The 13,883-nt window shown below is 43.2% G+C and carries 14 protein-coding genes; 5 read left to right on the plus strand and 9 right to left on the minus strand.

Annotation, left to right across the window (positions count from 1 at the left end):
• Window positions 1-471, minus strand: a complete 471-nt coding sequence (locus R3289_RS07195) for a hypothetical protein (RefSeq protein ID WP_318924840.1) — start codon at window positions 469-471, stop codon at window positions 1-3.
• An 80-nt stretch (window positions 472-551) separates the two neighbouring features.
• Window positions 552-968 carry a hypothetical protein gene (locus tag R3289_RS07200; RefSeq protein ID WP_318924841.1) on the minus strand — a complete coding sequence of 139 codons (417 nt, stop codon included), beginning with the start codon at window positions 966-968 and terminating at the stop codon, window positions 552-554.
• Window positions 969-1,213: 245 nt separating this feature from the next.
• On the opposite strand from R3289_RS07200, the gene msrP reads away from it, so the two are divergent.
• From msrP to R3289_RS07220, 4 genes are all read left to right on the plus strand, one after another.
• A complete protein-coding gene (gene msrP / locus R3289_RS07205) occupies window positions 1,214-2,233 on the plus strand; it encodes a protein-methionine-sulfoxide reductase catalytic subunit MsrP (RefSeq protein ID WP_318924842.1) in 1,020 nt (339 codons plus the stop codon).
• Window positions 2,233-2,862: a protein-methionine-sulfoxide reductase heme-binding subunit MsrQ gene (gene msrQ / locus R3289_RS07210; protein ID WP_318924843.1), complete on the plus strand. Its 630-nt coding sequence runs from the start codon at window positions 2,233-2,235 to the stop codon at window positions 2,860-2,862. Before msrP ends, msrQ begins: the two co-directional genes overlap by 1 nt.
• Window positions 2,863-3,232: 370 nt before the next feature.
• A complete protein-coding gene (locus R3289_RS07215) occupies window positions 3,233-3,760 on the plus strand; it encodes a hypothetical protein (RefSeq protein WP_318924844.1) in 528 nt (175 codons plus the stop codon).
• 79 nt (window positions 3,761-3,839) lie between these two features.
• Complete coding sequence (locus R3289_RS07220) at window positions 3,840-5,171, plus strand: MATE family efflux transporter (RefSeq protein ID WP_318924845.1); 1,332 nt, start codon at window positions 3,840-3,842, stop codon at window positions 5,169-5,171.
• A gap of 124 nt (window positions 5,172-5,295) precedes the next feature.
• Here the strand turns inward: R3289_RS07220 and R3289_RS07225 are convergent, their stop codons facing one another.
• Window positions 5,296-5,598, minus strand: coding sequence for a hypothetical protein (locus R3289_RS07225; protein ID WP_318924847.1), 303 nt, complete (start codon window positions 5,596-5,598; stop codon window positions 5,296-5,298).
• Window positions 5,599-5,833: 235 nt separating this feature from the next.
• On the opposite strand from R3289_RS07225, the gene ltaE reads away from it, so the two are divergent.
• On the plus strand, window positions 5,834-6,844 hold the full coding sequence (ltaE, locus tag R3289_RS07230) for a low-specificity L-threonine aldolase (protein ID WP_318924848.1): 1,011 nt from the start codon (window positions 5,834-5,836) through the stop codon (window positions 6,842-6,844).
• 49 nt (window positions 6,845-6,893) lie between these two features.
• On the opposite strand, the gene R3289_RS07235 is transcribed toward ltaE, so the two are convergent.
• The 6 genes from R3289_RS07235 to R3289_RS07260 all read right to left on the minus strand — a co-directional run bounded on the left by R3289_RS07235 (window position 6,894) and on the right by R3289_RS07260 (window position 13,791).
• Complete coding sequence (locus tag R3289_RS07235; RefSeq protein WP_318924849.1) at window positions 6,894-7,553, minus strand: hypothetical protein; 660 nt, start codon at window positions 7,551-7,553, stop codon at window positions 6,894-6,896.
• A gap of 116 nt (window positions 7,554-7,669) precedes the next feature.
• Complete coding sequence (gene nhaD, locus R3289_RS07240) at window positions 7,670-9,103, minus strand: sodium:proton antiporter NhaD (protein ID WP_318924850.1); 1,434 nt, start codon at window positions 9,101-9,103, stop codon at window positions 7,670-7,672.
• Between the two features lie 234 nt (window positions 9,104-9,337).
• Entirely contained in the window at window positions 9,338-11,038 is a 1,701-nt protein-coding gene (gene sgrR, locus R3289_RS07245) for an HTH-type transcriptional regulator SgrR (protein ID WP_318924852.1), read from the minus strand.
• A 442-nt stretch (window positions 11,039-11,480) separates the two neighbouring features.
• The gene (locus tag R3289_RS07250; protein ID WP_318924853.1) at window positions 11,481-12,251 is read right to left on the minus strand and encodes a hypothetical protein; all 771 of its coding nucleotides are present in this window, start codon (window positions 12,249-12,251) and stop codon (window positions 11,481-11,483) included.
• Window positions 12,252-12,448: 197 nt separating this feature from the next.
• Window positions 12,449-13,081: an FtsX-like permease family protein gene (locus R3289_RS07255; RefSeq protein WP_318924855.1), complete on the minus strand. Its 633-nt coding sequence runs from the start codon at window positions 13,079-13,081 to the stop codon at window positions 12,449-12,451.
• Window positions 13,069-13,791 carry an ABC transporter ATP-binding protein gene (locus tag R3289_RS07260; RefSeq protein WP_318924856.1) on the minus strand — a complete coding sequence of 241 codons (723 nt, stop codon included), beginning with the start codon at window positions 13,789-13,791 and terminating at the stop codon, window positions 13,069-13,071. Before R3289_RS07260 ends, R3289_RS07255 begins: the two co-directional genes overlap by 13 nt.
• Between the last annotated feature and the right edge of the window lie 92 nt (window positions 13,792-13,883).

Genomic DNA, 13,883 nt, shown 5'->3' on the forward strand with positions numbered 1-13,883 from the left:
TTAATCGAAACAAATATTAATCGCATTAAACCGCGAGTAAGGATCCTGATAATCATCTGTGTCTTGCTGGTAAAATCCGGCTGGCATACGCTCTGACAAACCCGCCTTTTTCAAAGCCAGGTGTTCTTCGCGGGTAATAATGACGTAATGTAGATGCTGATCTAACGTGGATTGTATCTGCTCTATATTAGCTTCATCATCTCGTACTAAGGTTTTTAGCATTCCGGTAATGACGGATAATGGCAGCAGCATATCTCGAACCAGCCGCTTGCGATTGCTCACTTTACTGGCAGAAAACGATCGGGTGCCATGCTCGAAAATCGCTTCCCAATCAGCTTTGCCTTTATTTGTGACCAGGCCATGCTGATAGCAGTAATAAGCCTCGATAAAATGACGCAAATAGTGAAACCGCTCGGCGTACACTTCCAGATAGATATGCTGCAGTTCCATATTGGCATGAAATTGATTCATAACTGATGTTGTCCAGTAATATCGTCAGCCACAATAGCGCGGTATATACCGCGCTTCGTTGTCAGTAATACGGGTTGATACTACAGGTTGAAACGCACACCAAATGCGCCTTCTACCTCAAATCCTGAGTCCTTTTCAAGATACCATGTTGTTCCCGCTTCAGCATAAAGGTGGAATGTACGGTACGGGATCTCTAATCCCAGCCCAACGCGTGGTCCCCACTGCTGTTCACTATTATCAACCCACTGAATTCCAGCGAAAGAGTAGAGCGGTGAATTTTCCATACGTTCTGATAACTGGCCCAGATTCCACATCGCATCTGCAGAAACGCTGAATGTATCTAAACCGACAGCAAACTTGAAATCATCCTGGTACTTAACGGTAATACCTGACGTTGGCGATCCCAGAAAAACACCTGTGCTAAGCGGTGTTGTCATCGCCGATATGTATGAAGGTAGCAACAACAGCGAAGAAAATAATATTACTTTTTTAATCATTCCTGATCCCTAAACGGTCCAAACTAGCATCACTCTGCCGCTGAACTCTGTGGCTTTTTCGACAAGGAAATTACCTGCTTTATTTTTGAATTCATAGAAAAAATATTAGTTTTTGAAATTATTTTGCAACTTTACCGGTCACTTTAAAAAGTGAAGTTCGACTACACTGCCTTACATATTGCCATTAACCATAATTCAGCAATCTGGCAACACAACAAACAATACGGAACAGGTAGAGGAAAATTATGATCATTAGAAAGCCTAGTCGCTGGACATTAAACGAAAACGAAGCGACACCGGAATCTGTCTACCAGAACCGTCGGGATATATTGAAAAAGTTGGGTATCGCCTTAGTGGGAATGCCTGTTGCGACTAGCGCCCAGGCGGGCGTGTTTGATCTGTTCTCCGACAGCAAAAAGACCGATCGCGTTCCAGATTTACGCCGATCTTTAACCGCTCCTGAGTCATCCAGATACCACCCGGATTTATCCTTAACCCCTGAGAGTAAAATCCTTCAGTACAATAACTTTTATGAATTTGGTACTGATAAATCGGCTCCTGCTGTTCGGGCCGCGAATTTTAAAACGGATCCCTGGTCAGTAACAATTGATGGTTTAGCCAACAAGCCGATCACTCTAGGCTACGACGATATCTTCAAGAAATTTCCTCTTGAAGAGCGTATCTACCGATTACGCTGCGTTGAAGCCTGGTCAATGAATATTCCGTGGATTGGTTTTCCACTGGCCGATTTAATCAAACTTGCCGATCCCAAAAGCACTGCCAAATATGTCGCATTTGAAACCCTCTATGATCCCGAACAGATGCCAGGGCAAGCATCACGTCGTATTGGCGGAGGAATCGATTACCCCTATGTAGAAGGCCTGCGTTTAGATGAAGCGATGCACCCGCTAGCGTTAATATCTGTCGGTTTGTACGGACGAACTCTCGCGCCACAGAATGGTGCTCCACTTCGTTTGGTTGTGCCATGGAAGTATGGGTTTAAAAGTATCAAATCTATTGTACGCATCACGCTGACAGATAAAGAGCCGCCAACAACCTGGAATCGCCTGGCACCCAATGAATACGGCTTCTATGCCAACGTTAACCCTAAGGTCGATCACCCTCGCTGGAGTCAGGCCAGTGAACGTTTTATTGGTGAAGGCAATCTGTTCAGTAGTCGTCGCCAGCCCAGTTTACATTTCAATGGCTATGAAAAAGAGGTTGCCTATTTATATGAAGGTATGGATTTAAGGAAACATTTCTGATGAAAATTACCCCGCGACAGATAGTCTGGTTAAAAATACTCATTCATGCGGTTTCGATGGGTTTCTTGCTACTGTTGATCGGGCAAACCTTAACGGGAAATCTAGGCGCAGATCCCATTCAAGGGATCAGCCACTTCACCGGTAAAGCAGCATTGAATACTTTGTTGTTTACCTTATTGATTTCCCCTGTCGCACGATATTTCAAACAAGGTGCATTGGTCAAAATACGCCGGTTGGTGGGACTGTACAGTTTCTTTTGGGCTGCTTTGCACCTGGCTGGCTATCTGATTTTAGATCTGGGCTTAAATTGGCAATTGCTCGGTAGCGAAATCATCTCTCGCCCTTACCTCACGCTGGGCGCAATCAGCTGGATTATTCTCGGTGCGTTAGCGGCAACATCCACCCGAGGGATGCAACGACGACTGGGGCGTCAATGGCAAAAGCTTCATAATTGGGTCTACCTGGCATTGATCTTATCACCGGTTCATTATTACTGGTCGGTGAAATCCGGGGTCATTGAGCCGGGGTTGTATTTGATCGTAGCGGCCATTTTGCTCGCCTGCCGCTGGAAAACAATTAAACGCTGGCTTCCAACGATGCCTTCTCACCTAGAGTCTCATCGCCATTAACCAGTCGATATATATCATTTTTTATTAGGTTCCAATCTGGCCGTTCAGTGAGATTGGACCTTGTTTTTTACCTCGCTCACGCTTCTAGATACTAATTGCTCTAATCACCTGTAATTCATTGAATTGATGCAAGACAATCGCTTTTTTTCTGTTACGATACCGAATCATCCACGATAATATTCGGGTTATACTGTTCTGACCAACATGAACGATATAACTATCTGTTTAATAAGATCTCTGAATTATATCGTTGCTTTTTTGGGGTTAGCTATTCTTGGTCTGTGATCTACTTGCTGTCAGCATTCAACAATTTCAGAATGACTGCTTACAATTGTGCGAGCAACATTACCCAACAGTGCATAATCGCGGTATGCGCGAAAACCATCTGGGTAAGGCACTTTGCCGCCGGATAATTGCGACCTTCCAGCAGGCGGGACTCAATGTGGAGTTGCAACAGACCGACGATGAGAATGATTTGCCACAACCGATATTCAGCATCAGCTCAGCTGACTTTACAATTTGGATCATTTCTCATCATCTGTTAAGTGCCAACCTCGCCCGTCGAGAAGCACTTGTTGAGACCATCGATACGGTAATGAAAAAATACCAACCAAGTAAAAACAACCACTTATTACTTGTCGCTGACCATTGGTTCGATCGCAGTAAAGCCAGTAAAGAAATTCCCGCATGGTGGATGGGACAAGTACCAGAAAACCTGGATGACTACCGTCTTGATGGCATTCGTTTACTCGACACATCACGTACACTACCTGACAGCATTGCTGACCGTTATTCTTTGGTCGAAGGGCAATTACAGCTTCATCACCCACTCAAACGCAGTGGAGATAAAAAAGTTGTGCACAAATACATTGTGCTGACGGCATACTACCCGATATAGATGGCAAGCAGCGTAAGATTATAATCTCGCTGCCAACCTTAATTCTGCCCCCTTCAAACCTGATTAATGATGATTCACTATGCCAGCATCCAGCTCTTCCCAATTTATATCATTACGTGATGATTCTATCTTCCGTCTGTTCTGGCGTTATACCTTGCCAACTATCGCGGCAATGTTAATCACCGGAGTATATGTCGCTATTGATGGTATGTTCGTTGGCCATGTCATGGGTGAAAAAGGACTTGCAGGCATCATCCTTGGCTACCCTATCGGTTCAATTCTATACGCCATCGGTGCCATGTTAGGTATGGGATCTTCGGCGTTAGTCTCTATCAAACTGGGCGAACAGAAAACCGAGCAGGCTAGAAAAATTGTCGGAAATGCACTGACATTATGCCTGATCGCCTCCGTGTTTTTTTGCAGTGCCGGTATCTTACTCGGGCGCGATATCTTGCTGTGGATCGGTGCAGAAGGCGAAATTTTGGCAATGGCCTCCGATTATCTTTTCTGGTATTTCTTATTGGGCGCTTTTCCGATCATCTCCATGGCTTTTTCATCACTGCTTCGAAATGATGGCCAGCCCAATCGCGTAACTCTGATCATGATTTTTGGCGGGATCCTCAATATCGTTCTCGATTGGTTACTGATAGTGGTCTTTCCTTACGGATTGACAGGGGCTGCCATCGCCACCATGCTTTCCCAGGCTGCGACTTGCCTACTCTGCCTGCAGCATTTCTTTAGCGATAGAAGCAGCCTGCGGTTTGGCTGGGACAGCCTGAAGTTAAAGTGGGACATCGTTACTCAAATATTACGCCTCGGTAGCTCAAGTCTGCTTATGTACCTGTATCTGTCTGTGGTACTTATTCTGCATAACAAAGCCTTCCTCTGGGTAGGCGGTGCAATTCACGTTGCGGCCTACAGTATTGTCAGTTATACAGAAGCCTTCTTTTATCTGGTTTTTGAAGGCATTGCGCTAGGCATTCAGCCGATCACCAGCTATAACACAGGGGCTGGGCTGAAAGATCGCGTTATCAAGGTACGTAACATCGCATTTGCGACCACACTGATCGTGGCCGCTTTTGGTCTGTTTATTCTGTACGGCTTCCCTGAGTGGGTCGTTTATCTGTTTGCCGGTAATAATCCGACACTTCAACCCGAGGCAATCAACGGCATGCAACGCTATTTTTGGGGGCTTCCCATGGAAGGTATGCTGCTAGTTGGTGCAACGTATTTCCAATCGGTTAACCAGGCTAAAGAGGCATCAATCCTAACCGGTGGCAAACTGATCTTTATCACGTTGTTCATTTTCGTGTTGGCAAAATTATTCGGTGTCAATGGCGTTTGGATTGCTTTGCCGTTATGCAGTGCCATTTTGACAACCTGGATGCTTTGGGCTTTGCGAAAGGCTTGATATTAATCGGTTAAGAAAATTGACCTACCGTCGGCCTAATTGCCTTTACATTAACGCCACAAAAATAAGCCCTACATATTGAGTAGGGCTTATACCATCTGCCGTTTGCCAACCGACAAGCACTTCATAAATCACGCATCAGTATTTCGAACTCTTCTTCGGCTGACTCGATCAGCTTCGCAAGCTCTCTGGCATCTTCGTTTGCTAAATCTATATGCCAACGAACCTTATCCTGACCAGCATGCTCTTTGCATATCAATTCCGTGTTCTTTCCGCATGAATAGAAGCACAACTCATCAAAATCAGCGTGCAACTCATCATGTTTTTCCTTAATAAACACTTCCACCTCACCGGTCGGGATCACTTTAACGCTAGCATGGAGATGAGCTTTTCCGGGTAACGTAAATTTCCGATATTCAGCTAACATGATCTGTCCCTCCGAATCCACACCCCTTACTAATAGTTTAGTCAATAATGCTTTACTCAATGTAGTAAAAGCTCTTAAAAAAACGATTTTCTTTAAAATGTGACAGGTTTTATTTTTGTCAAAAACATTACCTCTGCCCCTCACCTTGGGTTGAAAACATGCGGTTCCGCGTATGAGGACGTGATGATATAGTGAGCTAAGCTAATACTTTCAGATCAATAGGAAGCTAAAAATAATGATAGATTTTCGCTCTGACACCGTAACCCGCCCGACTCCGTCGATGCAGCAAGCGATGGCTACTGCTCCTGTTGGGGATGATGTATATGGAGATGACCCAACCGTCAATGATTTAGAACGGTGGTCTGCTGAACGTCATGGATATAAAGCGGCGATTTTCTGCAGTTCTGGTACACAGGCAAACTTACTCGCACTAATGTCGCATTGTGAGCGTGGTGATGAATACCTTTGTGGTCAGCAAGCACACAACTATAAATTTGAAGGTGGTGGTGCCGCTGTACTCGGCTCTATTCAGCCTCAGCCTATCGACAATGAAAAAGATGGCTCACTGTCGTTTGATAAACTCGAAGCCGTTATCAAACCAATCGATCCCCACTTTGCACGTACGACTCTGCTCAGTATAGAAAATACAATTAATGGCAAAGTACTTCCTCTTTCATACCTCCGACAAGCTCGTCAATTTACAGAACAGCATGGCTTAAAACTTCACTTAGATGGTGCGCGCGTGTATAACGCCGCAGTTGCTTTAAATGTTGATATCACCGAAATCGCAATGCATTTCGACTCAATGACCATCTGTTTGTCAAAAGGCCTGGGGGCACCTGTCGGCTCTTTATTGCTTGGGAGTGACGAGTTAATTGCTAAGGCCCGCCGCTGGCGTAAGGTTTTAGGCGGAGGTATGCGCCAAGCCGGTATTCTCGCCGCAGCAGGCAAGCTGGCATTAACAGAGAATATCACCAGATTGGCTGATGATCATGCCAATGCACATTACCTTGCTGAACAATTAGCGGACATAGAAGGTTTCACGGTCAAACCAAAACTTGTTCAGACTAATATGGTGTTTGCTAACGTTGATTCGGCCATAGATCAAAACCGCCTTGTTTCTCAGCTAAAAGAGCAAGATATTTTACTCAGTGCGGGCAACCCAATGCGACTGGTCACTCATCTTGATATCACCCGCAAAGACATTGACAGCTTCTTAAACGCGCTAAAGAAGGCGCTTAGCTAAACAAGAAACAAAGGCGTGTTGACCGCGCCTGTTAACCCAGATAGTTTTTTTAAAAGCGATAAGCAAGGCTTACTGACGATAGTGCGTGCCTTGCATCCGCATCGTCATCATCATCATTTATTCGGGCCGGGACGACCAGTCTTAAGCCCAACTCCCATTGACGATAATTTACAACAGCACCAATATGTGAATTAAAACCAAAGCCAACACTCGAAAATGCAATCTCTTTGCCACCCAGTTGCTGCAATTCCCCGTCAGAGTTCAGGTAGTTAATCCCGAGTCCCGCTTCAACTCGCCAACTGCGGCAGTTGGCACATAGATTTTTATAACCCCACTGATAAAAAAATACCGGGGTAACGTCAACGGTATAACCTTTAAGTTCGCCATCCTGATAACGCCCGTCATCATTATCATAATCAAGTTTAAAATACTTAACATTCAACTCGGTATGGTATCCCCAACGAGTATCTTCGCCGAAATATACTGGTGGTTGTATCAGTGCGACAAGAGGCGATAAAGAGCTACTTGATTTAAACGGAACGTCAGAAAAAGATTTACTGTCAGAGACTTCTACAGTACCAGCACTGCCTGCCATACCAATCTTGAACGCCGGCATCCGAAAAATGGTTGCGAAATCCATTGCTATCGCCGTTTGTAACGGGTTAAGCAACAACAATACACTCAAGCATAGCAACCCAATGTTAATCATATGCCTATCCCTCTGACATTTATCACCTTTAGCTTAGCTTGATTACTAAAATATGGCATAGGAAAAAGCAAACAATCGCCGGTTCGAGTCTGAATGTAATGGTTTTTGGGTGCTGATTAAATATTAAACATCGATCCATTTAGAAACAGATGCATTGCAATACTGGCAGCATATCCCAATGCAATGACCGGCATCCATTTCAAATGTCCAAAGAAGGTGTATTTACCATGTGCAGCCCCCATGAGTGCCACACCAGCGGCAGAGCCAATAGAGAGTAAACTGCCTCCGACGCCGGCAGTCAGTGTCACCAATAACCAGTTACCAACAGACATCTCAGGATTCATCGTTAACACTGCGAACATCACCGGGATATTATCCACGATTGCAGATAAGAGACCCACCATAACATTGGCCCATATCGGGTTCCATTGGGTATACATGACTTCAGAAACCAGGCCTAAGTAGCCGAGCAAACTCAGCCCCCCTACACACATGACGACACCATAAAAGAACAGTAAGGTGTCCCACTCGGCATGAGATACTCGTTTAAACACATCAAAAGGAACAACTGAACCTAAACGTTTCAATGCCGCGTCATCATGATTGGCTAGCGCTATCGCTTTCTTTTTTGCCAAAGAACCCGGTAATGTTCTGCGCAGGAAATATCCGAAAAATTGTAAATATGCCAGCCCCATCATCATGCCAACCACCGGAGGTAAATGAACAAAACCATGGAAGCCAACCGCCGTTGAAATAGTCAGCAAAAATAATAGGACAATACGTCGAGCACCACGCTTTAACTCGACATATTCACTGATAGTATCAGGCTGAGTTGTTGATACAAATCGCGACATGATAAAAGCTGGAAGTAAATAATTAACCAAAGAAGGAATAAATAAAGATAAGAAGCTACTAAAAGAAACGAGTCCAGCCTGCCAGACCATTAGCGTCGTAATATCACCAAACGGGCTAAATGCCCCACCGGCATTGGCCGCAATAACAATATTGATGCAAGCTAAATTAATAAACTTGGCGTTACTTCCTCCTACTTTCATCACTACAGCACACATCAGTAACGCCGTTGTCAGGTTATCGGCAATCGGTGAAATCAAGAAGGATAAAATACCGGTTAGCCAAAACAAAGTTCGGAAGTTAAAACCTTTACTGACCATCCAGGCCTGCAGAACATCGAACAAACGACGCTCTTCCATCGCATTGATATACGTCATCGCAACGAGCAGAAATAAAAGTAGCTCAGCATATTCCAGTAAATTATGGTCTAACGCCTGCTTGGCGACTTCAATTTGACCTTGCTGCTGGAAGAAGTACCCTATCATTAACCAAATCAAACCCGCAGCAAGCAATACCGGCTTGGATTTACGAAGATTTAAATATTCTTCAGCCATCACCAGACAATACGCCAGCCCGAACAGGGCTAATGAGACATACCCTATCGTCGATTGAGTCAAATCCAGTGCGGTATCAGAGGCTAATACCGGAAAAGAAGTAAAAAAACCTAAACTGGCATATATAACCGGTTGTATTTTCATGCTTATTCTCAGCTCCTTGAGAAATTATCACTGATGAAAGAATACACATTCCTGATCAAAATTTACGTGAAGCAAACCCATTACGCGTAAAATAATATCAACATTATCCTAACAAAAATCAATCTTATTCAAAGTGAAAATGTACAATATTGGTTGCCTTAGTGGCAGGACAAAACAACCTGAAGCTTACCTGTTCTCGATAACGCTGTTTTAACATCAAAGAGTGCTGATAGCCTAGATCTTCAGCTCAGGCTTCATCCATAGCGACTTAAAATCAAACCAGCCCATTGCATTCAAAGCCATCCCTTCAATTGACCCTGAACTATCTGCCCCTAACCAATTATGGAACAAGGGTAATATCTGCCCGTTTTGTACCAGGCTAGCGCCAATTTCATCTGAAGGGAAAACCGCTTCAATATCAGCACGCCAAGTCATGACCTGTCGCTCCAGATCGTCAAACTCTTCCTTTGGCATCACTCTGAATAACTGATCAAAACTATAGAACCAAGGCAAAATAGCATCGCTACGATAATTACTTAAGCTCATACCACCAAGCCAGATATCAATCTTATCAACGTACTTTCCAAGCAATATATCTGATGACGATAGTTCTAAAATTTTAAGACGCAGCCCATCTTCTGCCAATATTTCCCTTAATGTTGCTGCCAAATGCGGATATACCGGATGCTCCTGTTGGTAAGCCAATGTAACGGTTCGTTTTGCAGGTGCCGAATCAACGGCCCGAGCTGGCAAAATGTGCGCCCAACCGGGTAGTAATCCGTAAGCATTCGTTAACCGGAAGTCTCCAATTTTAGAGTGATCCAGTAATCGCAAAATATTCAGCGGAGTTAGCCTCGCATGAAAATACGCCAGCCACTCTTGATTATTTGCCAAACCTGTAAGGCGGTTGAACAGTAAATAGTTACAACCTTCATCAAGTTTGAGCCTGGTCGATACATTCATCGGATCCAGTTTATTAATATCTGTCGTTGGCTTCAGGTAACAAGCAGTAAATCCAGCTAAAATCCAGATATCAACCATATCGATCAGCGCTCGAAAACCAAAATATTGATCAAACGCTTCAAGCTTAAGTCGCTGCTTATCATTCAACGTGACTTTATAAGGTCCGGTGCCTACCGGATACATGTCAATATCATTTCGGCTGAGTGCATCCGCAGGCTGGATCATCGCCAATATATTCGCCATCAAATCAGGTAAGCGAACGTCGTCCCGACATAAATAAATATCGATGGTATTGGGAAACGGTGATTGAATACTTTTAAGGTGCTTGAACAAGCGATGCTTCTTTACCTGCTCTAACGTCGCAACAACATCACTGCTTTCCATTAGTTTGCCGTCATGGAATCGGACAGCCGGACGCAAATAAAAACGCCAATGACGAGGGGTTATTGATTCCCAGTGGTGAGCAAGATCCCCTTCCACTTCCTCTTTTTCCTCATTTATACGAGTGAGGCCGCTAAAAATCTGTCGAACTAAATGCTGTTCTGAACGCCGTAAAGGACGCAGAGGATTCATATTGGTGAAAGAACGGTAGTAAGGTATACGGACAATTTGCTTACCTTTCAGGGTTGTTACACCGAGCTGCTCCTGAATCAATTGGGCCAGCTTATCGCCATTGTTATCCAGCACAGCCAGAGCGGGTTCCAACTTCCCTTCCGCCACCAACTTCCTAGCATGTAAATACTGTAACTCACTGTCTGTACTGTGAAAAATTAATCTAGATTGTTTCCCGCGCCCAACCGCCGGTTGCCAGTCGATCCAGCCCTTTTCAACCATTTTATTAATAACCATTCGCACATTTCGTCGCGTACAAAACAGAACTTCGGAAATATCATGTAAGTTCGTTTCGCTTTCTGCACCAGAGAAATGATCATACAGGCGCTGGAACTGAAGCTTTAGTCGTTGACCCGTCATAAAAGGGGAACCTTATAAATTCATTTGTTCTCTTTTAACTTTCCTATTTTAACTTAAAATAAGGCCCATATGAAAAACATATTTTTCATGAAAACGTCAACAGATGGTCGCCAAGCTAGCTTTGTAATCCCTTTCCCCCAAAAGTGATTACTTCTGAGTAACGTTGAGGCCTCCATCATTTTCAGGCCAGTTCATAGTGACTGGCCTTTTTCTCTTTTCCCGCAAGCAAAAGTATAAACATGATTCTAGCCGAGATTATCATGAGTAAGTAAAGTCACGGTTATCCAGTTCAAAAAAAGAAAGCGCCCTGTGAGCAAGGCGCTTTTAAAAGGATAGAACGAATTATTGTTTTAATTAATTTGATGACCGCTTTAACTGTTGTTGGAATCCCTGTAACAATTTAACCTTTTTTTTTGCTGTCCAAACTCATTGGCAAGTAGAGCTATTTATCTTTTAAGTCATCCTGATGCTGCTGAGATCCCTTCTGTTTTTTCTTATGTTCGTTACTAAGATCATTCAACGATTGCTTGGCGCTTAACCTGGTATCCGATAATGTTTTCTCTAATTCAGCCACTTGTGACTGTAATTCAGTATTAGTCCCTTTGAGTTGATGATTAAGCGTGACCGCCTTATCCAACTGCATAGTCAGTTGTAGTATTTTTTCAGTACTTTTATCTAACTCTGCTTTTTGTTTTTCCACACTCCGTTGCGCTGCTTGCTTCTCTTTAATGGCTTTATCATATGCTGCATTTTGGACCATCAATCGTTTATCATTTTCTCTGGCTGCGGCTTCTAACGCTGCCATTCTATCCGAATAAAAAGCCTCATTAGCATGCTGTTTTTGTTTCTCTGTTTCTAAGCGTTCGCCAAGATCTTCCTCAGCTTTTGTACCCACCCCCATCATGACTCGCCAGGTATCAAAAAGGGTATTATTGGTCCGATTGATGACATCAAATGGAAAGACCAGCTCGCTGCTTTCATGATCATTGTTTTCTTGTTGATGGCTTAAGCGAATAACACGCTCAACCTCTTCAAGTGCGATTAAAGCATGCTTATAACTGCCGCCAATAGCTTGCTGTAATTGAGTAGCAGAAATTATTTCTAATGTTTTTCCGGCTTCAATCCAAGTTTGGATCTGATCCAGATACAATTTTGGATCAAAAGATAGTGGAAACTGTACAAATTGTGAATCTGCTTTTAAATCGACACCCATTTAACGCTCCCTTAAAATGTATGTTAGGCTCTACTAACAAATAGTCTATAGAAATAACATCAACACAGATTTTATTAGAATAGCGAGCAATCTCTCTTTTTACCCTCATCGCTTTTTGACACACAATTTTCTATGATACTAAGTGGCTGGCCGACACCTAAGATTGCTTAATATGACAACATACGTTTACCGGTCATTCATAGTCGCTGACAATTCAGAGCCATTAAGCATGACTTCCTCACTCCTCTTTTCACGGCTATTAATGCCGACAAAATCGAAATACTGATAATTACAATTGAAACACTTAATACCAGCAACAGAGGAGATGATATTTCAACATAAACGAGGTAATGAAGCTCAAAAAATTGAGAAAGCTGAACTATTATGTCCAGATAGATCGCACTACACCATACAGCTAAGCCACCTCCCAGTGACAAGCCCGCGATAACAATCAAACTTACTTCACAAAAAAATCCAGCAATAATTTCTCGGGGGTTCGCACCTAAAATAGTGAGTAGATCTATTTCTCTTTGCCGTCTGGAAATATTATTGATCATGATATATTGCAGCAGAACATACATGATGACTGTAATTATAATAGCTGAAGTATTCATAACTAAAAAAACGTTATATTCAAAAAAATCCAGATGACTCCCATTGTCCAAAGCGACAGATTCTTTTACTTTTTCCAGTGCATTAAGCCCGTACCCTCCTAAAAACAGAAGGAGAAATCCTGAAGTGGAGATAACTGACACCATAAACAGTGACAGTCCTGCATTATGAATAATGTACTTCTTGGCCAACCGCAGTAAAAAAATCAGACTCCCCACGGGAGCGCCTCCGTCATTTTCCGGTATTTAAAAAGAACTGCGGGAACATGCTCGACAATACAGCCATCTAACATATGAATTGTCCGATGACACATTTTTGCAATTGTTGTGTCACTGGTTGCGACTAAAATCGCGGTATCAAACTCATGGCCCAATTTGAGCATCAATTCTATGACAACGGCGCTGGAATCACTATCGAGACTGCCAGTAGGCTCATCTGCAATCACTGCAACTGGTTTATGGATAAACGCTCTTGCAATCGCAACGGACTGTTTTTGTATTCCCGTTAAGCTTTCAGGTTTAAGATCAACAAACTCACTCAATCCCACCTTATCGATCATTTCTAACACCCGTTGAGTACGCTCTACTTTACCAATACGATTCAGTATTAAAGGAAACTCGATGTTCTCAAAAACAGTCTGTACCGAAACCAAATTAAATTTTGGAAAAATAAACCCCATTTGTTTACGGCGAACATCGATAGCAAATGCCGATGTTTTGATTATGGGTTCATCGCCAATAATGACTCGACCTTGATAGTTTTCATCCAGTAAACTACATACATTGAGTAATGAACTTTTCCCGGATCCTGAAGGGCCATAGAGAGCAACCATCTCCCCTGAGGCAATTTTTCCATCGACCCCCTGCAGTGCGTTATAAATGTGACCATTAAATATATATGTCTTCTTGATCCTCTGGAACTCAATCATATAACCTCCTTGATAACGAGGCTCCTATGGCTTCAAAACCATAGATATGAGCCAAGCTACCAAGTGTTTTATGCCAACTAACATTATTTATT

Source organism: Photobacterium sp., from assembly GCF_033720175.1.
Classification (GTDB): domain Bacteria; phylum Pseudomonadota; class Gammaproteobacteria; order Enterobacterales; family Vibrionaceae; genus Photobacterium.

Bases quoted from the DNA above. Each gene is read 5' to 3' on its own strand.
- R3289_RS07250 (WP_318924853.1), bottom strand. From the start codon at position 12,251: ATGGGTGTCGATTTAAAAGCAGATTCACAATTTGTACAGTTTCCACTA.
- R3289_RS07215 (WP_318924844.1), top strand. From the start codon at position 3,233: ATGCGCGAAAACCATCTGGGTAAGGCACTTTGCCGCCGGATAATTGCG.
- R3289_RS07225 (WP_318924847.1), bottom strand. From the start codon at position 5,598: ATGTTAGCTGAATATCGGAAATTTACGTTACCCGGAAAAGCTCATCTC.
- msrQ (WP_318924843.1), top strand. From the start codon at position 2,233: ATGAAAATTACCCCGCGACAGATAGTCTGGTTAAAAATACTCATTCAT.
- R3289_RS07195 (WP_318924840.1), bottom strand. From the start codon at position 471: ATGAATCAATTTCATGCCAATATGGAACTGCAGCATATCTATCTGGAA.
- sgrR (WP_318924852.1), bottom strand. From the start codon at position 11,038: ATGACGGGTCAACGACTAAAGCTTCAGTTCCAGCGCCTGTATGATCAT.
- nhaD (WP_318924850.1), bottom strand. From the start codon at position 9,103: ATGAAAATACAACCGGTTATATATGCCAGTTTAGGTTTTTTTACTTCT.
- R3289_RS07260 (WP_318924856.1), bottom strand. From the start codon at position 13,791: ATGATTGAGTTCCAGAGGATCAAGAAGACATATATATTTAATGGTCAC.
- ltaE (WP_318924848.1), top strand. From the start codon at position 5,834: ATGATAGATTTTCGCTCTGACACCGTAACCCGCCCGACTCCGTCGATG.
- msrP (WP_318924842.1), top strand. From the start codon at position 1,214: ATGATCATTAGAAAGCCTAGTCGCTGGACATTAAACGAAAACGAAGCG.
- R3289_RS07235 (WP_318924849.1), bottom strand. From the start codon at position 7,553: ATGATTAACATTGGGTTGCTATGCTTGAGTGTATTGTTGTTGCTTAAC.
- R3289_RS07220 (WP_318924845.1), top strand. From the start codon at position 3,840: ATGCCAGCATCCAGCTCTTCCCAATTTATATCATTACGTGATGATTCT.
- R3289_RS07200 (WP_318924841.1), bottom strand. From the start codon at position 968: ATGATTAAAAAAGTAATATTATTTTCTTCGCTGTTGTTGCTACCTTCA.